This window comes from Burkholderia sp. MSHR3999 (assembly GCF_000833595.1).
Taxonomy (GTDB): domain Bacteria; phylum Pseudomonadota; class Gammaproteobacteria; order Burkholderiales; family Burkholderiaceae; genus Burkholderia; species Burkholderia ubonensis.
Genome location: NZ_JRFO01000006.1, coordinates 742,727 through 769,358, shown reverse-complemented (window position 1 = coordinate 769,358; position 26,632 = coordinate 742,727). Strand labels below are relative to the sequence as shown.

The window sequence follows — 26,632 nt, the reverse complement described above, 5'->3', positions numbered from 1 at the left end:
TCGTGGGTCGCACGGAAAGCGGCGCGTGTGGCGCGCCGACGGCCGGTCGTGCGAAGCGTGAGAGTATCGAAAGGAAACGTGACGGTGGAATGAAAGGGCCGCAACGGCCGGTGAAATGGAGGCGGCCGGCTGTGGGCGACGCACTGCAGGCGTCCGGGGCGGGCCGCCCGCCCCCGGCGGAAATCCTCGCGTCGCGGGAGCGGACGGTTCGTTACAATGGCCGGTGTCATTCATTTGCAAACAAGCCGCCTTGGATTTCGACACTCCTCCCGGCCTGTCGGTCGATGCCGGCGGCCCGGGCCCGACCGTGCGCCTGTACGGACAGTGGACCGCGCTCGCGCTGGCGCGCAACCGCGGCGTCGTCGCGCGCCGGGTCGCGGGGCTCGCGAAAGGCCGCGTGCGCGAATGGGACCTGTCCGGCATCGAGCGGATCGACCACGTCGGCGGCCAGGCGCTGTGGCGGGTCTGGGGCCGCAAGCTGCCGGACGGCATCGCGCTCACCGAGACCCAGCGCACGATCTTCGAGCGCATCGAGCGGCTCGACCGCCAGCGCGAGGCGCCCGAGCGCATCGCGCGCATCGATCCCGTCACGCGCCTCGGCCGCGCGCTCTTCACGTTCGCGGAACACCTGCAGGGCGGCATCACGATGTTCGGCCGCGTGGTGCTCGATGCGCTGTCGGTGCTGCGCCGGCCGAAGACGATGCCGTGGAAGGAGACGTCGGCGAACGTCTACAGCGCGGGCGCGCAGGCGCTGCCGATCACCGCGCTCGTCGCGTTCCTGATCGGCATCGTGCTGAGCTACCTGTCCGCGCAGCAATTGCAGATGTTCGGCGCGAACCGGTATATCGTGAACATCCTGGGGCTGTCGGTGATCCGCGAGCTCGGGCCGGTGCTGTCGGCGATCCTCGTCGCCGGCCGCTCGGGCTCGGCGATCACCGCGCGGATCGGCGTGATGCGCGTGACGGAGGAGCTCGACGCGATGCGCGTGATGGGCATCCCGCACGGGCTGCGGCTGGTCCTGCCGCGGGTGCTCGCGCTCGGCGTCGCGATGCCGCTGCTCGTGATGTGGACCAACATCATCGCGCTCACGGGCGGCGCGCTCGCCGCGAAGCTCGCGCTCGGCATCGACTTCAGCTTCTTCGTGCGCTCGCTGCCGGGCGTCGTGCCGATCGCGAACCTGTACATCGGGCTCGGCAAGGGTGTCGTGTTCGGCATGCTGATCGCGCTCGTCGCGTGCCATTTCGGCTTCCGCATCAAGGCGAACTCGCAGAGCCTCGGCGAAGGCACGACGACGTCGGTCGTCACGTCGATCACGGTCGTGATCCTCGCCGACGCGGTGTTCGCGATGCTGTTTCAGAACGTGGGGCTCGGATGAACATGCTGAACCTGCCGACAACCGATGACGCGGCGCCCGCCGGCGCCGCGCAGCGCGACGAGCTCGTGATCGAGGTGCGCAACCTGACGAAGCGCTACGGGCGCAACATCATCCACCAGAAGCTCGATTTCGACGTGCGGCGCGGCGAGATCGTGTCGATCGTCGGCGGCTCGGGCTCGGGCAAGACGACGCTGGTGCGGCAGATCCTCGGCCTCGAGCGGCCGACGTCGGGCACGATCAAGGTGTTCGGCGAGGACACGTCGAAGATCGACGCGGCGACCGCGCGGGCGATGCGCACCCGTTCCGGGATGCTGTTCCAGCAGGGCGCGCTGTTCTCGTCGATGACGGTGTTCGACAACGTCGCGCAGCCGCTGCGCGAGCTCGGCCGCGTGCCGGCCGACCTGCTGCACGACATCGTGATGCTCAAGCTCGAGATGGTCGGGCTGCCGTGCAAGCATGCGTCGAAGATGCCGGCCGCGCTGTCGGGCGGGATGGTGAAGCGGGTCGGCATCGCGCGCGCGATCGCGCTCGAGCCGGAGCTGCTGTTCCTCGACGAGCCGACGGCGGGGCTCGACCCGCAGGCGTCGGAAGAATTCGTCGAGCTGATCGCGACGCTGCACCGCACGCTCGGGCTGACCGTCGTGATGGTGACGCACGATCTCGACACGATGGTCGCGCTGTCGACGCGCGTCGCGGTGCTCGCCGACCGCAAGGTGCTGGTCGCCGCGCCGGTCGAGGAGGCCGCGAGCGTCGACCACCCGTTCATCCACGAATATTTTCTGGGGCTGCGCGGCCGGCGCGCGCTGCAGGCGCTGCCGCCCGAGCGGCGCGCGAAGCTGCCGCCGGCAGCCCTCGAACCGGCGCCGGCGAGCGCCGAGCTGTAGCAGCAGGAAAGCACGAAGGAACCCGCGAATGGAAAACAAATCTCATGCGTTCTGGGCCGGCCTGTTCACGATCGCGCTGACGCTCGCGATCGCGGGCGCCGTGTTCTGGTTCAACGTCGATCGCGCCGTGCGCGTTCCGTACGACCTGATCGCGCGCACCAACGTCACCGGGCTGTTTCCGGACGCGGCGGTGCGCTATCGCGGCCTCGACGTCGGCAAGGTGCAGTCGATCGGCTTCGACCGCTCGCGTCCCGGGCAGATTCGCATCCGCATCATGGTCGACAAGGACGCGCCGATCACGCAGTCGACCTTCGGCAGCCTCGGCTTCCAGGGCGTGACGGGCATCGCGTTCGTGCAGCTCGACGACACGGGCACCGACCTGTCGCCGCTGCCGTCGTCGGCGAAGGCGGTCGCGCAGATCCCGATGCACCCGAGCCTGTTCGACCAGATCCAGCAGCGCGGCGACGTGCTGCTGCGGCAGTTCGAACTGGCGGCGAAGAGCGCGAACGAGCTGATGTCGCCCGAGATGCGCGAGCAGCTGCGCGCGACGGCGGAAAGCCTGCAGCACGCGGCGGACGGCGCGGCGACGCTGTCGAAGCAGCTCGGCCCGGCGGTCGCGGCGCTGCCCGGCACGATGCACGAGGTCAACCGCGCGATGGCGTCGGCGAACACGCTACTGCAGCCGAACGGCCCGCTCGTCGGGAACCTGAACAAGGCCGGCACGGCCGCCGAGCATATCGGCGACGCGCTCAACGAGCTGAACGCGCGCGTGCAGTACGACACGCTGCCGCGCTTCAATGCGCTGGCGGCGAGCGTCGGCGACGCGTCGCGCCAGCTGAAGGACGTCGCGGGCGAGCTCGGCCGCAATCCGCGCAGCCTGCTGTTCGGCGCGCCGGGCGCGGCGCCCGGGCCGGGCGAGGCGGGCTTCGTCTGGCCGGGCGCGACGGCCCACTGATCATCGAATCCGGAAATCTCATGCAGGAACACGTCATGCCTCGAACCCTCGCCCGCGCGCTGCGCCCGGCCGCCGCCGCGCTCGCCGTGCTGACGCTCGCGCTCGCGGCCGGCTGCGCCGGCGAAAACGCGGCGCTGTCGAACGTCCGCTACGACCTCGGCCCGGCCGCGCCGGTCGCGACCGCCGGCCGCGGCCCCGCGCTGAAGGTGCTCGACGTCGCCGCGCCCGACGCGCTCGATTCGGACAAGTTCGTCTACCGGCTCGCCTATGCGGATGCGCAGCGCATGGCCGTCTACCGCGACAGCCGCTGGACCGCGCCGCCCGCGCAGCTGCTCACGCAGCGGCTGCGCGGCGCGCTGTCGTCGCGCGGCGCGGTGCTCGAGGGCGCCGACGGCGTGCGCGCACCGACGCTGCGGATCGACCTGAGCGAGTTCGAGCAGGTGTTCGACGGCGAGTCGCAAAGCCACGGCGCCGTCACCGCGCGCGCGACGCTCACGCAGGACGGCAAGGTGCTCGGCCAGCGCACGTTCGTCGCGCGCGCGCCGTCGAGCACGCCGGACGCCGCCGGCGGCGCGCGCGCGCTCGCGGCGGCGAGCGACGATCTCGTCGCGCAGATCGCCGCCTGGGTCGGCATGCAGGCCTACGCGGGCACGCCGTAATGCGCGGGCGCCCGCGATGAGCGTGCCCGGCTCGCCCCGCGCATCGACGCTGGCGCGGCAGGCGCTCGCCGCGTACGCGGTGCTCATCGTCTACGCGTCGCTGTATCCGTTCGACGGCTGGACCGCGCTCGGCATCGGCCCGTTCGACTACCTGTTCGCGCCGATGCAGCGCTACGTGACCGCGTTCGACGTGGTGACGAACGTGCTCGGCTACCTGCCGTTCGGCGCCCTCGCGGTGCTCGCGCTGCATCCGCGCTGGCGCGGCGTCGGCGCGACGCTGATCGCCGGCGTGCTCGGCGCGCTGCTGTCCGGGGCGATGGAGGCGCTGCAGACCTACCTGCCCACGCGCGTCGCGTCGAATCTCGATCTCGCCGCCAACGCGCTCGGCGCGCTGCTGGGCGCGGCGCTCATGGCGCCCGCGACCGGCGCGCTGCTCGATCGCGGCGCGCTCAGGCGGCTGCGCTTCGCGTGGTTCCAGCCGGACGGCGCGACGCCGCTGCTGCTGGCCGCGCTCTGGCCGTTCGCGATCCTGTTTCCTTCCCCGTTCCTGTTCGGCATCGGCGACTGGCCGGCCGCGCTGTGGGAGCGCGCCGACGCGTCGATGCAGGACGCGCTGCTCGCGTGGCTGCCGGCCGCGTGGCACGTGTCGGCATGGCCCGAGCGGGTCGACGGCTGGCTGTCCGATTCCGGATGGGAGGCCGTGCTCGGCGGACTGATGCTGTTCCCCGCGCTCGCGATCGCGTCGCTCGCGATGCGGCCGCGCGCGCCGCGCGTGCGGCTCCTGATCGTGCTCGTCGCCGCGGCGCTCGTGCTGAAGTCCGCCGCGACGTACATGCAGTCGGCCACCGGGCTCGTCGTCGTGTGGGCGACGCCCGGCGCGCGGCTCGGCATCGAGCTCGGCTTCGCGGCGGCGCTCGCCGCGCTGTACGTGCCCGACGCGTGGCGGGCGGCGCTCGCCGCCGCCGCGCTCGCCGCGGGCGTCGCGCTCGTCAACCTGCTGCCCGTCAACCCGTTCTTCGACTTCACGCTGTCCGGCTGGCGGCAGGGGCGCTACGTGCACTTCAACAGCATCGCGCGCTGGCTCGCGTGGATCTGGCCCTACGCGGCGCTGATCTGGCTCGGGCTGCGTGTCGAGCGCGCGTGGCTGCCGGCCGCCCAGCCCGGACGGCCGCGCCGGTGACGGTAGCGGCGCGGGCAGCCGCGCGCGCCGCTCGCTATAATCGTCCGCACCATTCACCTGCCACTTCCGACCCGGCCTCGTCGCCGGGCCGCTCGCCGTCACCATCATGGATTCCTACTACCAGCACCACGTCTTCTTCTGTCTGAACCAGCGCGAGCCCGGCGCCGAACGTCCGAGCTGCGCGCAGTGCGACGCGCAGACCATGCAGGAATACGCGAAAAAGCGCGTGAAGGAGCTTGGCCTCGCCGGGCCGGGCAAGGTCCGCATCAACAAGGCCGGCTGCCTCGACCGCTGCCAGGAGGGGCCCGTGATGGTCGTCTATCCGGAAGGCACGTGGTACACGTACGTCGACCGCGCCGACATCGACGAGATCGTCGAATCGCACCTGCGCGACGGCAAGGTCGTCGATCGCCTGAAGATCTGAGCGGGGCGGTCGCAAGCATGAACGCACATACGCAGAAATCGCTGATCGCCGGCCCCGTCGGCCAGATCGAGATCGCCGTCGACCTGCCCGACGCGGTGCGCGAAGGCAGCGCCGCGCCGCGCGGCATCGCGCTCGTCGCGCATCCGCATCCGCTGTTCGGCGGCACGATGGACAACAAGGTCGCGCAAACCCTGGCGCGCACGCTCGTGCAGCTCAACTACGTCGTCTACCGGTCGAACTTCCGCGGCGTCGGCGCGACCGAAGGCGTGCACGACAACGGCCTCGGCGAAGCCGACGACCTGCTCGCGGTGCTCGCGCACATGCGCGCGCAGCCCGCGTATGCGGACCTGCCGCTCGTGCTGGCCGGCTTCTCGTTCGGCACCTTCGTGCTGTCGCACGTCGCGAAGCGGCTGCGCGATGCGGGCGACGCGATCGAGCGGATCGTGTTCGTCGGCACGGCCGCGAGCCGCTGGCAGGTTGCCGACGTGCCGGAGAACACGCTCGTGATCCATGGCGAGACCGACGACACGGTGCCGATCGCGTCGGTGTACGACTGGGCGCGGCCGCAGGAATTGCCGGTCGTCGTGATTCCCGGCGCCGAGCATTTCTTTCATCGCAAGCTGCATGTGCTCAAGCGCGTCGTGATCGACGCGTGGCGCTAGAGCGGCGCCAGAGCGCGCTTCGCCGCCGGGCGGCGCGGCGCGTTTCGCCCCTTTTTTCGGCGCGCTTGCATGCCGCCTGCGCGCATCTTTCGTCTTCCTTCGATAGTGGTCCTGCACATTCGCGTCGCGCCAACCTCGCGTCGCCGATCCGTGCCTGCGCGGCGCCGCATTCACGAAAATGCCCGTCGCGGCCACGTATAATGGCCGGATTTCGCGTCGCCCGCGGCCCGGCCGGGCCCATGCGGCGCTCGATTCGCTGCCCGTCGCGCACGCGCTGCGCCGGCCGCGAACCGAACGCGTCCGCACGAGTCCAACCGGCGCGTTTCGCATCGCCTGACGTTTCAGGTGCAGGCCGAAACGCCCGCCGCCTTGCCATTCAACCGTGCGTCCGTGCTTTTTTTTCGCGCCCGTACTTTCTGCCATCTCAGCCTGAATCGATCATGCGTTTGTCCTCCCAAGGCCTCAAGTCCCTCGCTTCTACCATCGCCTTCGGCACCGCCGCGCGCAACGTCGCGCTCGGCGTGATGCTGCCCGTCGCGCTCGCGTCGACGATCGTCGCCGCCGAGGCGAAGCCCGCCGCCAAGGCCAAGGCAGCGCATGCCGCGCCGGCCGCCGCGCCCGAGGCGACCGGCGCGCCCGCGACCTACATGCCGGGCGCGGTGCCGCCGCCGGGCGTGAACGCGCGTTCGTGGGTGCTCGTCGACGCGACGAGCAACACCGTGCTCGCGTCGGGCAATGCGGACGAGCGCGTCGAGCCGGCGTCGCTGACGAAGCTGATGACCGCGTACCTCGTGTTCGAGGCGCTCGACAAGAAGAAGATCTCGATGGAGCAGATCGTCACGCCGAGCGCAGCGGTGCGCCGCGTCGGCACCGACGAGTCGCGGATGTTCATCGAGGCGGACAAGCCGGTGTCGGTGCACGACCTCGTGTACGGGATGATCATCCAGTCGGGCAACGACGCGGCGATCGCGCTCGCCGAACTGGTCGGCGGCAGCGAGGCGCAGTTCGTCAACATGATGAACGACGAGGTCAAGCGTCTCGGCATGAAGGGCACGCACTTCGCCGACGTGAACGGCATGCCCGACCCGAACCACTACACGACGGCCGGCGATCTCGCGACGCTGTCCGCGCACCTGATCCGCGATTTTCCGCAGTACTACAGCATCTTCTCGGAGAAGGAATTCAAGTACAACAACATCCGCCAGGGCAACCGCAACCGCCTGCTGTGGCTCGACCCGACGGTCGACGGCCTGAAGACCGGCCACACGCAGGCAGCGGGCTACTGCCTGATCTCGTCGGCGAAGCGGCAGATGCCGGGCACGGCGGATGCGCCGCGCCGCCTCGTGTCGGTGATGATGGGCGAGACCAAGGAAAGCGACCGCACGCAGGACAGCATGAAGATGCTGAACTACGGCTACAGCGCGTTCGATGCGGTGCGCCTGTTCAAGGGCGGCCAGGCGATCTCGACGCCGCGCCTCTACAAGGGCAAGAGCAACAACGTGCAGGTCGGCGTGAAGGGCGACCAGTGGGTGACGGTGCCGCGCGGCCTCGGCGACAAGGTGAAGACCGAGGTCGAGGTGAACGCGCCGCTGATCGCGCCGCTCGCGGACGGCCAGCCGGTCGGCACGGTGAAGATCGTCGCCGACGGCAAGACGCTGTCGCAGTTCCCGGTCGTCGCGCTGCAGGCGGTGCCGGAAGCGGGTATCTTCGGTCGCATCTGGGACTCGATCCTGCTGATGTTCAGCAAGAAGAAGTAAGCGCAAGCCAGCAGACCGGGCCTTTGTTTCGACGACTTCATCCCCATCTGACATAGCCATGAGCCAAGCCGAATTCGACCCGATCGTCTACCTGAGCGTCTCCTCGCAGGAAGAGATAGTGCCGCTGTCGCAAGCCCGCATCCCGGTGCTCGACCGCGGGTTCATCTTCGGCGACGGTGTGTATGAGGTCGTCCCCGTCTACGCACACGACGGCGCGCACGTGCCGTTCCGGATCGCCCAGCATCTCGCGCGGCTCGAGCGCAGCCTGAAGAAGATCGGCATCGCGAACCCGCACGACGACGCGGGGTGGCGCGCGCTGATCGAGCGCGTCGTCGCGGCGAACGCCGATGGCCTCGGCGCCGGCGACGCGCTCGTCTATATCCAGGTGACGCGCGGCGTCGCGAAGCGCGGCCACGCGTTCCCGGCGAACGCCGTGCCGACCGTGTTCGTGATGACGAGCCCGCTGCGCGTGCCGTGCGCCGACGAGCGCGCGGCCGGCGTGCGCTGCGTGACCGCCGAGGATCGGCGCTGGCTGCATTGCGACATCAAGTCGACCTCGCTGCTCGGCAACGTGCTGATGGCGCAGCATGCGGTCGAGCACGACGCGTTCGAGACGCTGCAGCTGCGCGACGGCAACCTGACCGAAGGCTCGTCGTCGAACGTGTGGATCGTGAAGAACGGCGAGCTGCTTGCGCCGCCGCGCAGCAACAGGATTCTCGAGGGGATCCGCTACGCGCTGCTCGAGGAGCTGGCCGACGAATGCGGGATTCCGTTCGTCGCGCGCGAAATCAGCGAAGTGGAGCTGCGCGCGGCCGACGAGATCATGATCACGTCGGCAACGAAGGAAGTGCTGCCCGTCACGGCGCTCGACGATTTGCCGGTGAATGGCGGCAAGCCCGGCCCGGTATTCGCGGCGTTGTACGACGCGTACCAGCGCGCGAAGGCGCGCGAGTTTGAACAGTTTGACCTAACCCGGAGAAAGTGATGAGCGAACCGTCCAAAACCGTCGAGCTGACCGGCGCGATCGATACCCGGAAGGAATCGCTGCTGGAGTTCCCGTGCGATTTCCCGATCAAGATCATGGGTAAGGCGCACCCGGAGTTCAAGGACACGATCTTCAAGGTCGTGAGCGTCCACGACAACGAAATCGACCTCGAGAAGATCGAGGAGCGTGCGTCGAGCGGCGGCAACTACACGGGCCTCACGATCACCGTGCGCGCGACGAGCCAGGAGCAGCTCGACAACATCTACCGCGCGCTGACCGGCCATCCGATGGTCAAGGTCGTGCTCTGATCCCTTCCTGATTCCTTCCTTGCGCGCTCACGCGGCGGCGGATTTCTCCGCCGCGCGGCGCGCGTCCAGTTCGCCGCACAGCAGCTTGAATTCGGCGACTTCCTGCAATATCCACGTCCTGAACGCCTGCACGCGCGGCGTACCCAGCAGCGGCGGCGGGCACACGAAGAAATAATTCCACGGGCTCGGCCCGTCGATGTCGAACAGGCGCACGAGGCGCCCCAGCCGCAGCTCGTGCACCGCGAGCGAGCGCCGCACGAGCGCGATGCCCTGGCCGTCGATCGCCGCCTGCAGCAGGTTCGACGAATCCTGGTACAGGATGCCGCGCTTCGGCTCCGTCAGCGTATCGAGGCCCGCCGCGTCGAACCACGGTCGCCACAGCTCGTCGTCCGAGCGCAGCAGGTTGTAGCGGGCCAGATCCGCGGGCGTCTTCGGCAGCACGCCGCCGTTCAGCGTCGGCGCGCAGGCCGGGAAGAACGCCTCGTCGAGCAGCGGCTCCACGTACAGCCCCGGATAGGTGCCGAACCCGAAGCGGATCGCGATGTCGACGTCGTCGCGCGCGAAATCGGTGAGGGTGTTGGTCGACTGCAGCTCGACGTCGATCTCCGGATGCTGCTCGATGAACGAGCCGATGCGCGGTGTCACGAAGCGCGCCGCGAACGACGACAGCATCGAGATCACCAGCCGCCGGTCGCGGTCGCTCGCGCGGACTTCGCGCGTTGCCTCGACGAGCATCATCAGCGCGGTGCGGACCTGCTGCGCGTAGCGGATGCCGGCGTTGGTCAGGCACAGGCGCTTGCCGTTGCGCGTGAAGAGCTGCACGCCGAGCTCCTCCTCGAGCGCGCGCACCTGGTGGCTGACCGCCCCGTGTGTGACGAACAGCTCGTCGGCGGCGCGCGAGAAGTTTTCGTGGCGGGCGGCGGCCTCGAACGCGCGAATCGCATTCAGCGCGGGGAGCTGGCGCAGGTCCATTTGCTAATTTTCCTCACATCGACGTGAAAATTGGTCGTTTGGTCGGACGCCTTGGGATGACTACGATTGTAGCCATCGAAGCATTTTTTGGCGGAGCCCATCATGCAAGAAATTTCTTCAAGCATCACGTTCGAGATTCCCCCTGGCGAAACCGTTCCGATGCGGGTGCGGCGCAGCACGCGGCTGACGGTCCAGTGCGGGCCGGTGTGGGCGACGCGCAGCAACGACGTCGACGACTACTTCCTCGCGGACGGCGAAACGCTGCGGCTGCGCCGCGGCGAGCGCCTGTGGCTGAGCGCCGAGGGCGCGCAGAGCGCGTGCGTCGCGTTCTCGGTGTCGCGGCCGCCGAAGGAAGTCGCGCTGACGGGGCTCGCCCGGCTGCGCGAGCGCGTCGCGGCGCTGTTGCAGAGCGGGTGGCGCACCGTCTGACGCCGTTCTGATCAGACGGATGTCGTCGATCCGTCCCTTTCGATAGCCGGCGAGACCCTTGGGTTTTCGGTAAACTACCGCCCATGTCCGTCTCGCCGGTTTCCACTGTGTCCACGCCTGTCGCCGCACCCGATTCGCCCGCAGCCCAACCGGCCTCACCGGTGACGGTACGCTGGCGCGGCGTCGAGCCGTACGACGCGAGCTTCGACGCGATGCGCGCGTTCACCGATGCGCGCACCGCGGATACCGGCGACGAAATCTGGGTGGTCGAGCATCCGCCCGTCTACACGCTCGGGCAGGCGGGCGATCCGGCCCACCTGCTGGTCGCCGACAGCGGCGTCCCGCTCGTGCGGGTCGACCGCGGCGGGCAGATCACCTATCACGGCCCCGGCCAGATCGTCATGTACCTGCTGCTGGACTTGCGCCGGCGCAAGCTGATGGTCCGCACGCTGGTGTCCCGGATCGAGGAGGCCGTGATCGAAACCCTCGCGGCGTATAATCTCGCTTCGGTCCGCAAGGCGGGCGCGCCGGGCATCTACGTGGCGTCGGGCGTTCACGAGGGCGCGAAGATCGCGGCCCTCGGCCTGAAGATCCGCAACGGCTGCAGCTATCACGGGCTGAGCCTGAACGTGAAGATGGATCTGCGCCCGTTTCTCGCGATCAATCCGTGCGGCTATGCCGGACTGGAAACCGTCGACATGGCGAGCCTCGAGGTTGCCGCCGACTGGAACGACGTTGCCCATACGCTGGTGCGCCGTCTGATCGCCAACCTCGACGGCGCATCCGCGGCCGCCGACAAGCCGCAGGCACTGGAACATTCGAATGACTGACGTTACCGCTTCCCCCGCACCGGCCGATTCGGCCGCGACCCCGGCCTACGATCCGACCGCCAAGCAGAAGGCGCAGGCGAAGACGGCGCGCATCCCGATCAAGGTCATTCCGATCGAGCGGCTGAAGAAGCCCGAGTGGATCCGCGTGAAGGCGGCCACCGGCAGCTCGCGCTTCAACGAGATCAAGACGATCCTGCGTGAGCACAACCTGCATACGGTGTGCGAGGAAGCGAGCTGCCCGAACATCGGCGAGTGCTTCGGCAAGGGCACCGCGACGTTCATGATCATGGGCGACAAGTGCACGCGCCGCTGCCCGTTCTGCGACGTCGGCCACGGCCGTCCCGATCCGCTCGACGCCGACGAGCCGAAGAACCTCGCGCGCACGATCGCCGCGCTGAAGCTCAAGTACGTGGTGATCACGAGCGTCGACCGCGACGACCTGCGCGACGGCGGCGCCGCCCACTTCGTCGAGTGCATCCGCGAAGTGCGCGAGCAGTCGCCGGAAACGCGCATCGAGATCCTGACGCCGGACTTCCGCGGCCGCCTCGACCGCGCGATTTCGATCCTGAACGCCGCGCCGCCCGACGTGATGAACCACAACCTCGAAACGGTGCCGCGCCTGTACAAGGAAGCACGCCCGGGCTCGGACTACGCGCACTCGCTGAAGCTCCTGAAGGACTTCAAGGCGCTGCATCCGGACGTCGCGACGAAGTCGGGGCTGATGGTCGGCCTCGGCGAGACGGAAGAGGAAATCCTGCAGGTGATGCGCGACCTGCGCGCGCACGACGTCGACATGCTGACGATCGGCCAGTACCTGCAGCCTTCCGAGCATCACCTGCCGGTGCGTGCGTACGTGCATCCGGACGTCTTCAAGATGTACGAGGAAGAGGCGTACAAGATGGGCTTCACGCACGCGGCCGTCGGCGCGATGGTGCGTTCGAGCTATCACGCCGACCTGCAGGCGCATGGGGCCGGGGTGGTCTGAGCGTCTTTGCTTCGTCGTCGGACGAGCCTGGAAAAGCCCGCAGCGATGCGGGCTTTTTTGTTTGCGCGTCGTTCTTCGATCAATGGCCCTCATCGGGGCCGCTACGGCCGTTAATGGCTCTCGCGAGAGCTGTTGCGCCACTGCGTCGTGCGAGAGGCAACCAGGCACGCCCCCGCACGACAATCGCCACCCCACCGGACGCGCGATCCAATCCAGCGTGGAAAGCAAAGCCGAAACGTCGTCGATAGCTTCGCAGGATAAGTTCGCTTCCGCCGCGCGCAAACCTCCTATAGTCGGCTCTCTCGTTGAATCGCCAGAATGCCGAAGGAGAGCCGCATGCCCCGTTTCAGCCTCATCCGCCGCGCGGTCGTCGCGCTGACCGCGCTCGCCGCCTTTGCCGCGCCCGGCGCGGCGCACGCCGAATCGCGCGAGGTCGTGATCGCATACCAGGACATGGTCGTCCCGTGGCGTTATGCGCAGGCGAGCGGCGAGGTCGAGAAGGCGACCGGCTACAAGGTCACGTTCCGCAAGCTCGACAGCGGCGCCGACGTGATCCGCGCGCTCGCGTCCGGCTCCGTGCAGCTCGGCGAAGCCGGTTCCAGCCCGATCGCGGCCGGCCTGTCGCAGGGGCTCGACATCTCGCTGTTCTGGGTGCTCGACAACATCAACGACGCCGAGGCGCTCGTCGCGCGCAACGGCTCCGGCGTGACGAGCATCGCCGCGCTGAAGGGCAGGAAGATCGGCGTGCCGTTCGTGTCGACGTCGCACTTCCACACGCTCGTCGCGCTGCAGGCCGCGGGCGTCAACCCGAACGACGTGAAGATCGTCAACCTGCGTCCGCCCGAAGTCGCGGCCGCATGGACGCGCGGCGACATCGACGCGACCTACATCTGGGATCCGGTGCTCGCGAAGGTCAAGCAGTCGGGCACCGTGCTGACGACGTCGGGGCGGGTCGCAAAGGAAAGCGGCAAGGCGACCTTCGACGGCTTCGTCGTGAGCCGCAAGTTCGCGCGTGCAAATCCCGAATTCGTCGAACGCTTCGTGAAGGTGCTCGCGGCGGCCGACGCCGATTACCGCGCGCATGCGGCCGCGTGGAAGGTCGGCTCGCCGCAGGTGGCGGCCGTCGCGAAGGTATCGGGCGCGAACGTCGCCGATGTGCCCGCGAGCCTCGCGCTCTATGCATTCCCGACGCCGGCCGAGCAGGCGTCGCCGACGTGGCTCGGCGGCGGCGCGCAGTCGGGCGCCGCGAAGTCGCTCGCGGCGACGGCCGCGTTCCTCAAATCGCAAGGCACGATCCAGACGGTGCTCGCCGACTACTCGGTCGGCGTCGATCCGCAGTTCGTGCAGAAGGCCGCGCGCTGAGCGCGGCGACGTATCGCGGAGCCACCCATGAGCACGCTCGAAGTCCGTCAGGTATCGGTCGCCTATCCGGGCGAGCGCGGGCGGCCGACGACGCAGGCGCTCGCGCGCGTCGACCTGCGCATCGACGCCGGCGAATTCGTCGTCGCGCTCGGCGCGTCCGGATGCGGGAAGACGACGTTGCTGAACTGCATGGCCGGCTTCGTCGCGCCGACGACAGGCGACGTGCGGGTCGACGGCGTGCCCGTGACGGGCCCCGGCGCCGATCGCGGCGTCGTGTTCCAGAAATACGCGCTGCTGCCGTGGCTCGACGTGCTCGACAACGTCGCGCTCGGGCTGCGCTTTGCCCGCGTGCCGAAGGTCGAGCGCGCGGCGCGCGCCCGGGAGATGCTCGCGCTCGTCGGGCTCGAGCGCCATGCGCATGCGCGCGTCTACGAGCTGTCGGGCGGGATGCAGCAGCGCGTCGGCATCGCGCGCGCGCTCGCGAGCGATCCGCGCGTGCTGCTGATGGACGAGCCGATGGGCGCGCTCGACGCGATGACGCGCGCCACGATGCAGGCACTCGTGCTCGACGTGTGGGCGCGCACCGGCAAGACGGTGTTCTTCATCACGCACGACGTCGAGGAGGCGCTGTTTCTCGCGACGCGGCTCGTCGTGATGACGCCCGGCCCAGGCCGGATCGCCGAGACCTTCGACCTGCCGTTCGCGCGCCGCTACGTCGAATCGCGCGACGCGCGCGCGGTGAAGTCGTCGCCCGATTTCATCGCGTGGCGGGAGCGGCTGATCGCGTATCTGCATCGCGACGAAGCGGGCGGAGAAGCGGTTGGAGAAGCGGTCGGGGAAGCCGCGTGATGCGCGAGCTGGCGCGGCAGGGCGCGTCCAGCGGGCGCGGTCGGAACGGCACTTTGCACAGGCAGGACAGCATGAGCACACGGGATTCGTGCGCGGTCGATCGCGCGGCCGCCTGCTTCGAGCAGGATGAGCGCACCGCGCCGCCGCGCGAGCGCGTTGTGCGGCCCGCGCGCGCGTCGCGCCGCTACCGGCTGCCGGGGCAGGGGAAGACGGGCGCGCTGAGCGCGGCGACGGTCGCGGCGCTCGTGGTGCTGTGGTGGGTCGCGACGCACCGGCAATGGCTGCCGCCGCTGTTCCTGCCCGCGCCGGAAGCGGTGTGGGCGGCGTTCGTCGACGCGTGGCACGGCCGCATCCAGGGTGGCTTGCCGTTGTCCGAGCATCTGCTTTGGAGCGCCGCGCGCGTGTTCGGCGCGTTCGTGCTGGCGACCGCGCTCGGCGTTCCCGCGGGAATCCTGATGGGCGTGAGCCGCGTCGCGCGCGGCGTGCTCGATCCGCTGCTGGAGTTCTACCGGCCGCTGCCGCCGCTCGCGTACCTGCCGCTCGTCGTGATCTGGTTCGGGATCGACGAGACGGCCAAGCTCGTCGTGATCTTCCTCGCATGCTTCGCGCCGGTCGCGATGGCGGCGCGCGCGGGCGTGCGGGCCGCGACGGTCGAGCAGATCAACGCCGCGTATTCGCTCGGCGGCAGCTTCGCGCAGATCGTGCGGCACGTGGTGCTGCCGGCCGCGCTGCCGGAAATCCTCACCGGGCTGCGGATCGCGATCGGCTTCGGCTGGACGACGCTCGTCGCGGCCGAGATGGTCGCCGCGACGGCCGGGCTCGGGCAGATGGTGCTGAACGCGTCGAGCTTCCTGCGCACGGACATCGTCGTGATGGGGATTCTCATCATCGGCGCGATCGCATGGCTGTTCGACCTCGGGATGCGCTGGGTCGAGCGGCGGGTCGTGCCGTGGAAGGGCCGGGGCTGAGCGCATGGCGCGTGAGCGTCGTGCGCGTCCACCGCTCAATCCCCCATCGCAACCCCTTCGCGCCGCGGGTCCGCGCCGCCGAACCAGACCGTCTGCCCCTGCACGTTCAGCCGCTGGATGCCCTGCAGGCCCGAGTTCATCTCGACGACCTGCACGGTGTGGCCGCGACCCTTCAGCGCGTCGACGAGCGTGTCCGACACGCGGCCGCGCTCGAGCTGCGTCGGCCCGTTCATCGACCCGAAGTTCGGCAGCGCGATCGCCTGCTGCATCGTCATCCCCCAGTCGAGCACGCCGACCAGCGCCTTCGCGACGTGGTTGATGATCGCCGGCCCGCCCGCGGAGCCGACGATCAGCGTGACCTGCTTCGTCTTCCGGTCGAACACGAGCTCAGGCGACATCGACGAGCGCGGCCGCTTGCCGGCCTGCACGCGGTTCGCGACCGGCCGGCCGTTCTCGGTCGACACGAACGAGAAATCGGTGAGCTGGTTGTTCAGCAGGAAGCCGCGCACCATCATGCGCGAGCCGAACGCATCCTCGACGCTCGTCGTCATCGACAGCGCGTGCCCGTAGCGGTCGACGATCGCGATGTCGGAGGTCGACGGCAGCTCGGGGCTGCGGTCGTCGGCCAGCGCGAGCGTCGCGCCCTGCGGCGTGCCGGCCTGCGCGGCGCCCATGCTGCCGTCGCCGATCAGCCGCGCGCGCTGCGTGAGATAGGCCTTGTCGGCGAGGCTCGCCCAGCTGCCGCCCGGCAGCGGCACGAAGTCCGGATCGGCGACGTAGCGCGCGCGGTCCGCATACGCGAGGCGCCCGGCCTCGCTGAACAGGTGCGCGGCGAACGGCGTCGGCTCGAAGCCGACGTCGTTGCGCACCGGCTTCTGCGCGCCGATCCGCTGCCAGTCGGGCATTGCCTCGAGGATGCCGAGCATCTGCGCGATCGCGAGGCCGCCCGACGACGGCGGCGGCATCCCGCAGACGACCGAGCGTTGGTAATCGGTGCACAGCGGCTCGCGCACCTTCGCCTTGTAGCGCGCGAGGTCCTGCAGCGACAGCAGGCCCGGGTTGGCCGGGTGCTTCCTGACCTTGGCGACGATGTCGCGCGCAATCGCGCCGGTGTAGAACGCATTCGCGCCGTGATCGGCGATCTGGCGCAGCACGACCGCGAGCGCCGGGTTCTTCAGGACCGTGCCGGCCGTCTTCGGCGTGCCGTCCGGGTTGTAGAAATACGCGCGCGCGGCCGGGTCCTTCATCAGGTAGCGGTCGTTCGCGATCAGCGTCGCGAGGCGCGGGCTGATCGTGAAGCCGTGCTGCGCAAGCGCGATCGCCGGCTGGAACAGCCGCCGCCACGGCAGCCTGCCGTGCGCGCGATGCGCGGCCTCGAGCATCCGCAGCACGCCCGGCGTGCCGACCGAGCGCCCGCCGACGACGCCTTCGTAGAAGCTCATCGGCTGGCCGGTCGGGCCGTAGAAGAGGCGCTCGGTTGCGGCGGCCGGCGCGGTCTCGCGGCCGTCGTACGCCTGCGTCGCCTTGCCGTCGAAATACAGCATGAACGCGCCGCCGCCGATGCCCGACGATTGCGGCTCGACGAGCGCGAGCACCATCTGCGTCGCGATTGCCGCGTCGATCGCGGTGCCGCCCGCCTTCAGCATCGTGTAGCCGGCCTGCGCCGCGAGCGGATTCGCGGCCGCGATCATGTAGCGCTGCGCGGTCCAGCCCGGCTTGTCGGCCCAGCCGGACGACCGTTCGGGCGCGTGCGCGGTGCTCGCGACGGCGCCGGACTCGGCAACGGGTGCGGTTGTGCTGTCGGCGGCGGCGCCGGCGGGCGGCGCGGGGGACGTGCAGGCGGCGTTGAGCGCGACGAGCGCAGCGGCGGCGGCAAGCATCGCCCACGAGCGCGGGCGCGGACGAATCCGGTCGGACATTGAACCCTCGGCAGGAGTGAATGCTGAAACGGCGCAACAGGGAACGACAGGGAGCGACAGGCGCCGGCGGGCTATTGTCGCCGCGCCGCGCGCGGCTTGTCATCCGACAGGAAACCCTGACGCAGCGCGTCGGGCCCGCCCCGGCCGGCCTTGCCGGCCTGTTCGAGGACGAACTCTATGAACGTCGCGGTCGCGCGCGTGTGATGCCGGTTCGGCATGTAGAGCATGTACATGTGCGTGCCGAAGATGGACAGCCGGTACGCGTCGAGCGACGTGACGATCGCGCCGCGCCGCACGTCGTCGTGCACGACGTAGTCCGGCACGATGCCGACGCCGAGCCCGGCGAGGATCGCCTGCCGCAGGAACAGGAAGTTCTCGGAGATCAGCGTCGGCTCGAGCAGCACCTCGTGGCGCTCGTCGCCGAGATACGCGGCGATGCGCAGCTGCCGGCCCATCACCGTCGCGGTGATCACGGGCGCACCGGCCAGCGCGTCGAGGCTCGCGGGCATCCCGTGCGCGGCCGCGAACGCGGGCGACGCGCACGCGACGTAGCGCACCGCGCCCATGTCGCGCGCGACGAGGTTCTGCGGCGGCTCGGACATCACGCGGATCGCGATGTCGACCTCGTCGCGCACGAGGTCCTCGACGCGGTTCTCGAACACGACGTCGAGCACGATGCCCGGATGCAATCGCTTGAACGCGAGCAGCCATTCCGACATCACGAGCTGCCCGTAGCCGCTCGGCACCGACAGCCGTACACGGCCCTGCAGGTCCTGGCCGAGCGTCGTCACCGACTCCTGCGCGGCGAGCAGCTCGTTGCGGATGCGCCGGCCGTGCTCGTAGAGCTTCAAGCCGATCTCGGTCGGCTCGATGCGGCGCGTCGTGCGCCGCACGAGCTGCTGGCCGATCGAGCGCTCGAGCTGGTTCAGCCGGTAGCTGACGTTCGCGCGGCTCATCTTCAACCGCTGCGCAGCCTTGCTGAGATTGCCGGCGTCGAGGATCTCGACGAGCAGCGTCAGCGCGTTCAGGTCCATGCCGAAAGTCTCCTCATCGATCCCTTTTAATGATTCGCAAGCATTCAGTGTCAAGCCGGATTTGACAGCTTGTTAAAGCACGCTGGAATTGTCAATGAATCTCGATCAATCGAGAATCGTGTCATACCCGGCGGCACGCCGGACACTTCTACCGTTTTGCATGGGGCCCGAGACACGATGAACGCATCCACCTCTCTCGATACCGGCACGGTCACGCATGAGCGGCGCGACAAGGTGCTCGTCGTCACGATCGACCATCCGCCCGTCAACGCGCTGTCCGCCGACGTCCGGCGCGGCCTCGCCGACGCGCTCGACGCCGCGCAGCACGACGCCGCGATTCACGCGGTGCTGATCGTCGGCGCGGGGCGCAACTTCATCGCGGGCGCGGACATCCGCGAATTCGGCAAGCCGGCGGCGCCGCCGTCGCTGCCCGACGTGTGCGAGCGGATCGAGGCGAGCGCGAAGCCGGTCGTGGTCGCGCTGCACGGCGCGACGCTCGGCGGCGGCCTCGAAGTCGCGCTCGCCGCGCATTACCGGCTCGCGGTGCCGGGCGCGAAGCTCGGGCTGCCCGAAGTGACGCTCGGCCTGCTGCCGGGCGCGGGCGGTACGCAGCGCGCGCCGCGGCTGATCGGCGCGAAGGCCGCGCTCGACCTGATGCTGTCCGGCCGCCACGCGAGCGCGGACGAGGCGCTCGCGCTCGGCCTCGTCGACCGCCTCGCGCACAGCGACGACACGCTCGCCGAAGGGCTCGCGTACGTGCAGGAGCTGCTGTCGCTCGGCGCGAGCGCGCGGCGCACGCGCGACGCGCAGGGGCTCGCGGACCGCGCGGCCGCACGAGCCGCGATCGACGCGGCGCGCGCCGAGCTCGCGAAGAAGTCGCGCGGGCTGTTCTCGCCCGCGAAGATCGTCGACGCGGTCGAGGCCGCGCTCACGCTGTCGTTCGACGCGGGGATGAAGCTCGAGCGCAGCCTGTTCCTGCAATGCGTCGACAGCCCGCAGCGCGCGGGCCTCGTGCACGCGTTCTTCGCGGAGCGCGAAGCCGCGAAGGCGCCCGAGGCGCGCCGCGCGAGCGCGCGGCCGGTCGAGCGGATCGGCGTGGTCGGCGGCGGCACGATGGGCGCGGGCATCGCGGTCGCGGCGCTCGACGCGGGGCTGCCGGTGACGATGATCGAGCGCGACGACGCATCGCTCGCGCGCGGCCGCGCGCACGTCGAGAAGGTGTACGACGGCCTCGTCGCGAAAGGCCGGATGACGCCCGCCGCGCATGCGGCGCGGATGGCGCGCTTCAAGGGCAGCACGTCGTACGATGCGCTCGCGCAGGCCGACGTCGTGATCGAGGCCGTGTTCGAGGACATGGCGGTCAAGCAGGCCGTGTTCGCCGAGCTCGCGCGCGCGTGCAAGCCGGGCGCGGTGCTCGCGACCAACACGTCGTATCTCGACATCGACCGGATCGCCGCGAGCATCGACCGGCCGTCCGACGTGATCGGCCTGCATTTCTTCTCGCCGGCCAACGTGATGAAGCTGCTCGAGATCGTCGTGCCGGCGCGCGTGAGCCCCGACGTCGTCGCGACCGCGTTCGAGCTTGCGAAGAAGCTGAAGAAGACGCCGGTGCGTGCGGGCGTGTGCGACGGCTTCATCGGCAACCGCATCCTCGCCGTCTACCGCACCGCGGCCGACTACCTGATGGAAGACGGCGCGTCGCCGTACCAGATCGACCGCGCGGTGCGCGCGTTCGGCTTCCCGATGGGGCCGTTCCAGGTCGTCGACCTCGCGGGCGGCGACATCGGCTGGGCGACCCGCAAGCGCCGCGCGGCGACGCGCGATCCGCGCGCCCGCTACGTCGGGATTTCCGACCGGCTGTGCGAACGCGGCTGGTTCGGCCAGAAGACCGGGCGCGGCTACTACCTGTATCCGGACGGCGCGCGCACCGGCACGCCCGATCCGGACGTGGAGGCGATCGTCGCCGACGAGCGCGCGAACAAGGGCGTCACGCCGCGCGCGTTCACCGACGACGAAATCCTGCGCCGCTACCTCGCCGCGATGATCAACGAAGGCGCGAACGTCGTGCACGAGCGGATCGCGCTGCGCCCGCTCGACGTCGACGCGGTGTTCCTGCACGGCTACGGCTTTCCGCGCCATCGCGGCGGCCCGATGCACTACGCGGACACGGTCGGCGTAGCGAACGTGCTCGCCGACATCCGCGCGTTCGCGAAGGAAGATCCGCTGTTCTGGAAGCCGTCGCCGCTCATCGTCGAGCTCGTCGCGCGCGCGGCGCGAACTTCGCGAGCCTGAACCGCCTCGACTAAACGCCGCCCCGAATTCATTACGGATACCCGATGGATCTCAATTTCACTCCCGAAGAAGAAGCGTTCCGCGCCGACGTGCAGCGCTTCCTGCAAGAACGGCTGCCCGAGCGCATCTCGCGCAAGGTGAAGGGCGGGCTGCACCTGACGCGCGACGACATGCGCGAATGGCACGCGATCCTCCACGCGCGCGGCTGGCTCGCGAGCCACTGGCCGCGCGAGCACGGCGGCCCCGGCTGGAGCGTCGCGCAGAAGTTCCTGTTCGACCACGAGTGCGCGCTCGCGGGCGCGCCGCGCATCGTGCCGTTCGGCGTGAACATGCTCGGCCCGGTGCTGATCAAGTACGGCAGCGACGCGCAGCAGCGCTACTGGCTGCCGCGCATTCTCGACGGGTCCGACTGGTGGTGCCAGGGCTACTCGGAGCCGGGCGCGGGCTCGGACCTCGCGGCGGTGAAGACGAGCGCGGTGCGGGGCGTCGACGCGCAGGGCGACCATTACATCGTGAACGGCCAGAAGACGTGGACCACGCTCGGCCACTACGCGAACATGATCTTCTGCCTCGTGCGCACCGCGACCGACGTGCGCAAGCAGGAAGGCGTCAGCTTCCTGCTGATCGACATGAACACGCCCGGCGTCGAGGTGCGCCCGATCATCACGCTCGACGGCGAGCACGAGGTGAACGAGGTGTTCTTCACCGACGTGCGCGTGCCGGCCGAGAACCTCGTCGGCGAGGAGAACCGCGGCTGGACCTATGCGAAGTACCTGCTGACCTACGAGCGCACCAACATCGCGGGCGTCGGCTTTTCGACTGCCGCGCTCGACCGGCTGCGCGCGGTCGCCGCGAAGGTGCGCAAGAACGGCCGGCCGCTCGCCGACGATCCGTTCTTCGCGGCGCGCGTCGCGCGCGTCGAGATCGAGCTCGAGAACATGAAGACGACCAACCTGCGCGTGCTGGCCGCGGTGGCGGGCGGCGGCGCGCCGGGCGCGGAAAGCTCGATGCTGAAGATCCGCGGCACGCAGATCCGCCAGGAGATCACCGCGCTGATGCGGCGCGCGATGGGGCCGTACGCGCAGCCGTTCGTCGACGAAGCACTCGACGCCGGTTACGACGGCGAGCCGGTCGGGCCGGAAGAGGCCGCGAGCGCCGCGCTGCAGTACTTCAACAACCGCAAGCTGTCGATCTTCGGCGGCTCGAACGAGATCCAGAAGAACATCATCGCGAAGATGATGCTCGGCTTGTAAGGAACGCTCATGGACTTTCGACATACCGAAGACCGCCGGATGCTGGCGGACACGCTGAACCGCTTCATCGGCGAGCAGTACGCGTTCCCGGTGCGCGACCGCATCGCGCAATCGGCGGCAGGCTTCGACCGGACGATGTGGGAACGCTTCGCCGAGCTCGGCGCGATCGGCGCGCTGTTTCCCGAAGCCGACGGCGGTTTCGGCGGCGCGGGCTTCGACATCGCGGTCGTATTCGAATGCCTCGGGCGCGGGCTCGTCGTCGAGCCGTTCCTCGGTGCGCTGCTCGCGGGCCGCGCGCTCGCGCTGGCTGGCGGCGACGCGCATCGCGCGAAGCTCGCCGCGCTGATCGACGGCCGCGCGAGCGCCGCGTTCGCGCACGACGAGCCGGGCTCGCACTACGAGCTGACCACCGTGCGCACGCGGGCGGAACGGCACGGCGACGGCTGGGTGCTGACGGGCGCGAAGGGCGTCGTCGACCAGGCCGCGCAGGCGGCGTTCTTCGTCGTCAGCGCGCGCACGGCCGGCCACGACGACGATGAAGACGGCATCGGCCTGTTCGTCGTGCCGGCCGATGCGCCGGGCGTGTCGCTGCGCGATTACCGGAAGATCGACGGCGGCCGCGCGGCGGAAGTGCGCTTCGGCCGCGTCGCGCTGCCGGCCGACGCCGCGCTCGGCGATCCGCAAGCGGATTCCGGAGCGGGCGCGGCGCTGCTCGAACGCGTGCTCGGCTACGGGCTGCTCGCGCTGTCGGCCGAAGCGCTCGGCGCGATGGACGTCGCGAAGGAGCACACGCTGGACTACCTGCGCACGCGCAAGCAGTTCGGGCTGCCGATCGGCAGCTTCCAGGCGCTGCAGCACCGGATGGCCGACCTGCTGCTCGAAGTCGAGCAGGCGCGCTCGGCGGTGATCAACGCGGCCGCGCAGCTCGACGCGCCGCGCGCCGTGCGCGAACGCGCGCTCGCCGCGGCCAAGGTCAGCGTCGGCCGGATCGGCACGCTGGTCGCGGAGGAGAGCATCCAGCTGCACGGCGGGATCGGCATGACGTGGGAGCTGCCGCTGTCGCACTACGCGAAGCGCCTCGTGATGATCGATCACCAGCTCGGCGACGAGGATCACCATCTCGCGCGCTACATCGCGCTGTCGAAACCGGTGTTTAAACAATAAGCCGACGATGGAGGAGACGACGATGGACCACGACACGCCACGCGCGTTGCCGCTCGCCGGCGTCAAGGTGCTCGATTTCTCGCGCGTGCTGGCCGGCCCGTGGTGCGCGATGGTGCTCGCCGATTTCGGCGCGGAAGTGATCAAGGTCGAGCATCCGGCGCGCGGCGACGACACGCGCGACTGGGGCTTGCGGATCGGCCGCACCGAGACGACCTACTTCAACAGCGTGAACCGCAGCAAGCGCTCGATCTGCCTGGACCTGCAGGCGGACGAAGGGCGGCGCGTCGCGCGCGAACTCGCCGCGCAGGCCGACGTGCTGATCCACAACTTCAAGCTCGGCGGCGCGGAGAAGCTCGGCCTCGGCTACGACGCGCTGGCCGGGCTGAACCCGCGCCTCGTGCACTGCGCGATTTCCGGCTACGACCGCTCGGGCCCGGAAGCGGGCCGCCCCGGCTACGACCTCGTCGTGCAGGGCGAGGCGGGGCTGATGGCGCTGAACGGCGAGGCAAACCAGCCGCCGCTGAAGTTCGGCGTCGCGGCGGTCGACCTGTTCACGGGGATGTATTCGGCGCAGGCGATCCTCGCCGCGCTCTACGAACGGCACGCGACAGGGCGCGGGCGGCGCATCGAGATGGCGCTGTTCGACTGCGGGCTGATGATCACCGCGTACTACGGGCTCGACGCGCTGCTGATGGAAGCGGATCCGCCGCGCTACGGCAACGCGCATCCGTCGATCGTGCCGTACGGCGTGTTCGACGCGGCCGACGGCCCGCTCGTGATCACGGTCGGCAACAACGCGCAGTTCGCGCGCTTTTGCGCCGCGATCGAGCGGCCCGATCTCGCCGCGGATGCGCGCTACCAGACCAACCTCGGCCGCTCGGAGCACCGCGCCGCGCTGCTGCCGGAGATCCGCCGCGAGCTCGCGCGCCGGCCGCGCGCGACGCTGCTCGCGGCGCTCGCCGAGGCGGGCATCCCGTGCGGCGAGGTGCTCGGCCTGCACGAGGCGCTGACGTCCGAACGCGCGCGGGGCGCCGGGCTCGTCACGCGGCAGCCGCATCCGGTCGCGGGCGGCGTCGACGTGCTCGCGCCGCCGTACCGCTTCGACGGCGCGCGGCTGCCGGTGCGCGGCGCGCCGCCCGTGCTCGGCGCCGATACGGACGACGTGCTCGGCGGCTGGCTCGGGCTGTCGACGGACGACGTCGCGAAGCTGCGCGCGCAGCGCGTGGTCTGAATCGATTTGTGCCGCCGCGGCGCGGGCGGGCTGCATCGCGCGCCGACCGATTACACGACAACCTCGCCAGACGAGCGAGCAGGAGACACCATGGAGACATCCGTCATCGAACAGGTCACGGCGCGCCGTGACTACCAGCAGCTCGTGCGCGCGCGGCGCCGCTTCAGTTTCGTGCTGACGGCGCTGATGATCGCGACGTACTACGGCTTCATCCTGCTCGTCGCGCTCGCGCCGCGCGTGCTCGCGACGCCGCTCTACCGGGGCGCGACGACGACCGTCGGCATTGCGGCCGGCGTCGCGATCATCCTGGTCGCGATCGGCCTGACCGCGTGCTACGTGCTGCGCGCGAACCGCTCGTTCGACCGCGCGGTCGCCGCGATTCTCCAGCGTTCGTGACGGAGGCCATGATGCGTCGTTCCTCGTTCGCGCTTGGCGCGCTTGCCGCTTTCGTTCCCGCTGCCGCGCACGCGGTGTCCGTCGCCGGGCCGATGCCCGACAAGGTCGAGCTGAACCCCGCCGCGATCGGCATGTTCTTCGCGTTCGTGTTCGCGACGCTCGCGCTCACGCGCTGGGCCGCGCGCCGCACGCGCTCGGCGCGCGACTTCTACACGGCCGGCGGCGGCATCACGGGCCTGCAGAACGGCCTCGCGATCGCCGGCGACTACATGTCGGCCGCGTCGTTCCTTGGTCTTTCCGGGATGGTGTTCATGTTCGGCTTCGACGGGCTCATCTACTCGATCGGCTTCCTCGTCGGCTGGCCGTTCGTGATGTTCCTGATCGCCGAGCCGCTGCGCAACCTCGGCAAGTTCACGTTCGTCGACGTCGTCGCGTACCGCTTCGCGCAGCGGCCGATCCGGCTCTTGACGTCCGCGAACGCGCTGACGATCGTCGTGCTGTACCTCGTCGTGCAGATGGTCGGCGCGGGCAAGCTGATCCAGCTGCTGTTCGGGCTGTCGTACGGCACGGCCGAGCTGATCGTCGGCGTGCTGATGGTGGTCTACGTGTTCTTCGGCGGGATGACCGCGACCACCTGGGTCCAGGTGATCAAGGCCGTGCTGCTGCTGTGCGGCGCGACGCTGCTCGCGTTGCTCGCGCTCGGCGAATTCGGCTTCAGCGTCGACGCGATGTTCCGCCGCGCGGTGGCCGTGCATCCGGGCGCGCTCGGCATCATGGGGCCGGGCAAACTGATCCGCGATCCGGCCAATGCGCTGTCGCTCGGCATCGCGCTGATGTTCGGCACCGCCGGCTTCCCGCACATCCTGATGCGCTTCTTCACGGTGCCGAACGCGAAGGAGGCGCGCAAGTCGGTGCTCTATGCGACCGGCTTCATCGGCTACTTCTACCTGCTGACGTTCGTGATCGGCTTCTCGGCGATCGTGCTGCTGGCGCAGCATCCGGAGTTCTTCCGGCTCGGCGCGAACGGCACGTTCAACCTGACGCACGACCTGCTCGGCGGCTCGAACATGGTCGCGGTGAAGCTCGCGCAGGCCGTCGGCGGCAACTGGTTCTACGGCTTCATCGCGGCGGTCACGTTCGCGACGATCCTCGCGGTGGTCGCGGGCCTCACGCTCGCCGGTGCAACGACGATCTCGCACGACCTGTACGCGCAGATGTGGGCGCGCGGCAAGCCCGACGAGCGCCTGGAGATGCGCATCTCGCGCGCGGCGACGATCGCGCTCTCCGCCGTCGCGATCGGGCTGTCGATCCTGTTCGAGCACGTCAACGTCGCGTTCATGGTCGGCCTCGTCGCGGCGGTCGCGGCGAGCGCGAATTTCCCGGTGCTCGCGATGTCGATCTTTTGGCGCGGGATGACGACCCGAGGCGCGGTGGTCGGCGGCAGCCTCGGGCTCGCGTCGGCGGTCGTGCTCACGCTGCTGTCGAAATCGGTGTGGGTCGACGTGCTGCACCATGCGCACGCGCCGGTGTTCCTCGACAATCCCGCGCTCGTGTCGGTGCCGCTCGCGTTCGTCGGCATCGTCGTCGGCTCGCTGGCCGACCGCGGCGAGCGCGCGCGCCGCGAGCGCGACGCGTTCGCGCGGCAGGAGTTCTACGCGCAGACGGGCGTGCTGGCCGGGCAGGCCGTGCGGCATTGATTCATCTGATGAAACAATGAATCCGTCCGGATCGCCGGACGGATTCATTCCGGATTTCCGGA

General features: G+C 69.8%; 24 protein-coding genes and 1 pseudogene. 22 read left to right on the top strand and 3 right to left on the bottom strand.

The genetic code is table 11. The features are described from left to right. The first annotated feature begins 250 nt into the window (after window positions 1–250). The 10 genes from KY49_RS20795 (at window position 251) to KY49_RS20750 (ending at window position 9,189) form a co-directional block, all read left to right on the top strand. Complete coding sequence (locus tag KY49_RS20795; RefSeq protein ID WP_042586417.1) at window positions 251–1,375, top strand: MlaE family ABC transporter permease; 1,125 nt, start codon at window positions 251–253, stop codon at window positions 1,373–1,375. Continuing rightward, window positions 1,372–2,259, top strand: a complete 888-nt coding sequence (locus KY49_RS20790; protein WP_042586416.1) for an ABC transporter ATP-binding protein — start codon at window positions 1,372–1,374, stop codon at window positions 2,257–2,259. Before KY49_RS20795 ends, KY49_RS20790 begins: the two co-directional genes overlap by 4 nt. A gap of 28 nt (window positions 2,260–2,287) precedes the next feature. Next, the gene (locus KY49_RS20785; RefSeq protein ID WP_042586415.1) at window positions 2,288–3,214 is read left to right on the top strand and encodes an MlaD family protein; all 927 of its coding nucleotides are present in this window, start codon (window positions 2,288–2,290) and stop codon (window positions 3,212–3,214) included. Between the two features lie 35 nt (window positions 3,215–3,249). Continuing rightward, window positions 3,250–3,873 carry an ABC-type transport auxiliary lipoprotein family protein gene (locus KY49_RS20780; protein WP_042586888.1) on the top strand — a complete coding sequence of 208 codons (624 nt, stop codon included), beginning with the start codon at window positions 3,250–3,252 and terminating at the stop codon, window positions 3,871–3,873. A gap of 16 nt (window positions 3,874–3,889) precedes the next feature. Continuing rightward, a complete protein-coding gene (locus tag KY49_RS20775; protein WP_042586414.1) occupies window positions 3,890–5,053 on the top strand; it encodes a VanZ family protein in 1,164 nt (387 codons plus the stop codon). A 106-nt stretch (window positions 5,054–5,159) separates the two neighbouring features. After that, window positions 5,160–5,477: a (2Fe-2S) ferredoxin domain-containing protein gene (locus KY49_RS20770; protein WP_042586413.1), complete on the top strand. Its 318-nt coding sequence runs from the start codon at window positions 5,160–5,162 to the stop codon at window positions 5,475–5,477. 17 nt (window positions 5,478–5,494) lie between these two features. Further along, window positions 5,495–6,139, top strand: coding sequence for an alpha/beta hydrolase (locus tag KY49_RS20765; RefSeq protein ID WP_042586412.1), 645 nt, complete (start codon window positions 5,495–5,497; stop codon window positions 6,137–6,139). A 440-nt stretch (window positions 6,140–6,579) separates the two neighbouring features. Then, the gene (locus KY49_RS20760; RefSeq protein ID WP_042586411.1) at window positions 6,580–7,896 is read left to right on the top strand and encodes a D-alanyl-D-alanine carboxypeptidase family protein; all 1,317 of its coding nucleotides are present in this window, start codon (window positions 6,580–6,582) and stop codon (window positions 7,894–7,896) included. A 58-nt stretch (window positions 7,897–7,954) separates the two neighbouring features. Further along, window positions 7,955–8,881 (top strand): D-amino acid aminotransferase, encoded by a 927-nt coding sequence (locus KY49_RS20755; protein WP_042586410.1) that lies wholly within the window; start codon window positions 7,955–7,957, stop codon window positions 8,879–8,881. Next, window positions 8,881–9,189, top strand: a complete 309-nt coding sequence (locus KY49_RS20750; protein WP_010090550.1) for an HP0495 family protein — start codon at window positions 8,881–8,883, stop codon at window positions 9,187–9,189. Before KY49_RS20755 ends, KY49_RS20750 begins: the two co-directional genes overlap by 1 nt. A 27-nt stretch (window positions 9,190–9,216) precedes the next feature. Here the strand turns inward: KY49_RS20750 and KY49_RS20745 are convergent, their stop codons facing one another. Continuing rightward, window positions 9,217–10,161, bottom strand: coding sequence for a transcriptional regulator GcvA (locus KY49_RS20745; protein WP_042586409.1), 945 nt, complete (start codon window positions 10,159–10,161; stop codon window positions 9,217–9,219). 102 nt (window positions 10,162–10,263) lie between these two features. Here KY49_RS20745 and KY49_RS20740 point away from each other — a divergent pair, with 102 nt between their 5' ends. From KY49_RS20740 to KY49_RS20715, 6 genes are all read left to right on the top strand, one after another. Then, window positions 10,264–10,590, top strand: coding sequence for a DUF2917 domain-containing protein (locus KY49_RS20740; protein ID WP_042586408.1), 327 nt, complete (start codon window positions 10,264–10,266; stop codon window positions 10,588–10,590). An 83-nt stretch (window positions 10,591–10,673) separates the two neighbouring features. Next, the gene (lipB, locus tag KY49_RS20735; protein WP_042586407.1) at window positions 10,674–11,420 is read left to right on the top strand and encodes a lipoyl(octanoyl) transferase LipB; all 747 of its coding nucleotides are present in this window, start codon (window positions 10,674–10,676) and stop codon (window positions 11,418–11,420) included. After that, window positions 11,413–12,405: a lipoyl synthase gene (lipA, locus tag KY49_RS20730; protein WP_010090554.1), complete on the top strand. Its 993-nt coding sequence runs from the start codon at window positions 11,413–11,415 to the stop codon at window positions 12,403–12,405. The genes lipB and lipA overlap by 8 nt, the downstream gene beginning before the upstream one ends. 336 nt (window positions 12,406–12,741) lie before the next feature. Continuing rightward, complete coding sequence (gene tauA / locus KY49_RS20725; protein ID WP_042586887.1) at window positions 12,742–13,767, top strand: taurine ABC transporter substrate-binding protein; 1,026 nt, start codon at window positions 12,742–12,744, stop codon at window positions 13,765–13,767. 27 nt (window positions 13,768–13,794) lie between these two features. Further along, the gene (locus KY49_RS20720) at window positions 13,795–14,616 is read left to right on the top strand and encodes a taurine ABC transporter ATP-binding protein (RefSeq protein WP_042586406.1); all 822 of its coding nucleotides are present in this window, start codon (window positions 13,795–13,797) and stop codon (window positions 14,614–14,616) included. After that, window positions 14,616–15,584, top strand: coding sequence for an ABC transporter permease subunit (locus KY49_RS20715; RefSeq protein ID WP_042586405.1), 969 nt, complete (start codon window positions 14,616–14,618; stop codon window positions 15,582–15,584). The genes KY49_RS20720 and KY49_RS20715 overlap by 1 nt, the downstream gene beginning before the upstream one ends. A gap of 35 nt (window positions 15,585–15,619) precedes the next feature. On the opposite strand, the gene ggt is transcribed toward KY49_RS20715, so the two are convergent. Then, entirely contained in the window at window positions 15,620–17,503 is a 1,884-nt protein-coding gene (gene ggt, locus KY49_RS20710; protein ID WP_042586404.1) for a gamma-glutamyltransferase, read from the bottom strand. Window positions 17,504–17,574: 71 nt separating this feature from the next. Further along, window positions 17,575–18,537: a LysR family transcriptional regulator gene (locus tag KY49_RS20705; protein ID WP_010090562.1), complete on the bottom strand. Its 963-nt coding sequence runs from the start codon at window positions 18,535–18,537 to the stop codon at window positions 17,575–17,577. Between the two features lie 177 nt (window positions 18,538–18,714). Between KY49_RS20705 and KY49_RS20700 the strand changes: the two are divergent. The 6 genes and pseudogenes from KY49_RS20700 to KY49_RS20675 all read left to right on the top strand — a co-directional run bounded on the left by KY49_RS20700 (window position 18,715) and on the right by KY49_RS20675 (window position 26,570). Continuing rightward, window positions 18,715–20,843: pseudogene (locus KY49_RS20700) on the top strand (3-hydroxyacyl-CoA dehydrogenase NAD-binding domain-containing protein). 30 nt (window positions 20,844–20,873) lie between these two features. Further along, window positions 20,874–22,082: an acyl-CoA dehydrogenase family protein gene (locus tag KY49_RS20695; protein ID WP_042586403.1), complete on the top strand. Its 1,209-nt coding sequence runs from the start codon at window positions 20,874–20,876 to the stop codon at window positions 22,080–22,082. A 9-nt stretch (window positions 22,083–22,091) separates the two neighbouring features. After that, window positions 22,092–23,246, top strand: a complete 1,155-nt coding sequence (locus KY49_RS20690) for an acyl-CoA dehydrogenase family protein (RefSeq protein ID WP_042586402.1) — start codon at window positions 22,092–22,094, stop codon at window positions 23,244–23,246. Window positions 23,247–23,268: 22 nt separating this feature from the next. Next, a complete protein-coding gene (locus KY49_RS20685) occupies window positions 23,269–24,477 on the top strand; it encodes a CaiB/BaiF CoA transferase family protein (RefSeq protein ID WP_042586886.1) in 1,209 nt (402 codons plus the stop codon). 90 nt (window positions 24,478–24,567) lie between these two features. Continuing rightward, on the top strand, window positions 24,568–24,873 hold the full coding sequence (locus KY49_RS20680; protein ID WP_010090568.1) for a DUF485 domain-containing protein: 306 nt from the start codon (window positions 24,568–24,570) through the stop codon (window positions 24,871–24,873). Between the two features lie 11 nt (window positions 24,874–24,884). Then, window positions 24,885–26,570, top strand: coding sequence for a cation acetate symporter (locus KY49_RS20675; RefSeq protein ID WP_042586885.1), 1,686 nt, complete (start codon window positions 24,885–24,887; stop codon window positions 26,568–26,570). Window positions 26,571–26,632 lie beyond the last annotated feature (62 nt).

Excerpts from the sequence above, each read along its gene's own strand:
- KY49_RS20675 (WP_042586885.1), top strand. The coding sequence starts at position 24,885 with ATGCGTCGTTCCTCGTTCGCGCTTGGCGCGCTTGCCGCTTTCGTTCCC.
- KY49_RS20695 (WP_042586403.1), top strand. The coding sequence starts at position 20,874 with ATGGATCTCAATTTCACTCCCGAAGAAGAAGCGTTCCGCGCCGACGTG.
- KY49_RS20755 (WP_042586410.1), top strand. The coding sequence starts at position 7,955 with ATGAGCCAAGCCGAATTCGACCCGATCGTCTACCTGAGCGTCTCCTCG.
- KY49_RS20765 (WP_042586412.1), top strand. The coding sequence starts at position 5,495 with ATGAACGCACATACGCAGAAATCGCTGATCGCCGGCCCCGTCGGCCAG.
- KY49_RS20705 (WP_010090562.1), bottom strand. The coding sequence starts at position 18,537 with ATGGACCTGAACGCGCTGACGCTGCTCGTCGAGATCCTCGACGCCGGC.
- ggt (WP_042586404.1), bottom strand. The coding sequence starts at position 17,503 with ATGTCCGACCGGATTCGTCCGCGCCCGCGCTCGTGGGCGATGCTTGCC.
- KY49_RS20770 (WP_042586413.1), top strand. The coding sequence starts at position 5,160 with ATGGATTCCTACTACCAGCACCACGTCTTCTTCTGTCTGAACCAGCGC.
- KY49_RS20740 (WP_042586408.1), top strand. The coding sequence starts at position 10,264 with ATGCAAGAAATTTCTTCAAGCATCACGTTCGAGATTCCCCCTGGCGAA.
- KY49_RS20680 (WP_010090568.1), top strand. The coding sequence starts at position 24,568 with ATGGAGACATCCGTCATCGAACAGGTCACGGCGCGCCGTGACTACCAG.
- tauA (WP_042586887.1), top strand. The coding sequence starts at position 12,742 with ATGCCCCGTTTCAGCCTCATCCGCCGCGCGGTCGTCGCGCTGACCGCG.
- lipB (WP_042586407.1), top strand. The coding sequence starts at position 10,674 with ATGTCCGTCTCGCCGGTTTCCACTGTGTCCACGCCTGTCGCCGCACCC.
- KY49_RS20775 (WP_042586414.1), top strand. The coding sequence starts at position 3,890 with ATGAGCGTGCCCGGCTCGCCCCGCGCATCGACGCTGGCGCGGCAGGCG.
- KY49_RS20750 (WP_010090550.1), top strand. The coding sequence starts at position 8,881 with ATGAGCGAACCGTCCAAAACCGTCGAGCTGACCGGCGCGATCGATACC.
- KY49_RS20780 (WP_042586888.1), top strand. The coding sequence starts at position 3,250 with ATGCCTCGAACCCTCGCCCGCGCGCTGCGCCCGGCCGCCGCCGCGCTC.
- KY49_RS20785 (WP_042586415.1), top strand. The coding sequence starts at position 2,288 with ATGGAAAACAAATCTCATGCGTTCTGGGCCGGCCTGTTCACGATCGCG.
- KY49_RS20790 (WP_042586416.1), top strand. The coding sequence starts at position 1,372 with ATGAACATGCTGAACCTGCCGACAACCGATGACGCGGCGCCCGCCGGC.
- KY49_RS20690 (WP_042586402.1), top strand. The coding sequence starts at position 22,092 with ATGGACTTTCGACATACCGAAGACCGCCGGATGCTGGCGGACACGCTG.
- KY49_RS20745 (WP_042586409.1), bottom strand. The coding sequence starts at position 10,161 with ATGGACCTGCGCCAGCTCCCCGCGCTGAATGCGATTCGCGCGTTCGAG.
- KY49_RS20720 (WP_042586406.1), top strand. The coding sequence starts at position 13,795 with ATGAGCACGCTCGAAGTCCGTCAGGTATCGGTCGCCTATCCGGGCGAG.
- lipA (WP_010090554.1), top strand. The coding sequence starts at position 11,413 with ATGACTGACGTTACCGCTTCCCCCGCACCGGCCGATTCGGCCGCGACC.
- KY49_RS20760 (WP_042586411.1), top strand. The coding sequence starts at position 6,580 with ATGCGTTTGTCCTCCCAAGGCCTCAAGTCCCTCGCTTCTACCATCGCC.
- KY49_RS20685 (WP_042586886.1), top strand. The coding sequence starts at position 23,269 with ATGGACCACGACACGCCACGCGCGTTGCCGCTCGCCGGCGTCAAGGTG.
- KY49_RS20715 (WP_042586405.1), top strand. The coding sequence starts at position 14,616 with ATGCGCGAGCTGGCGCGGCAGGGCGCGTCCAGCGGGCGCGGTCGGAAC.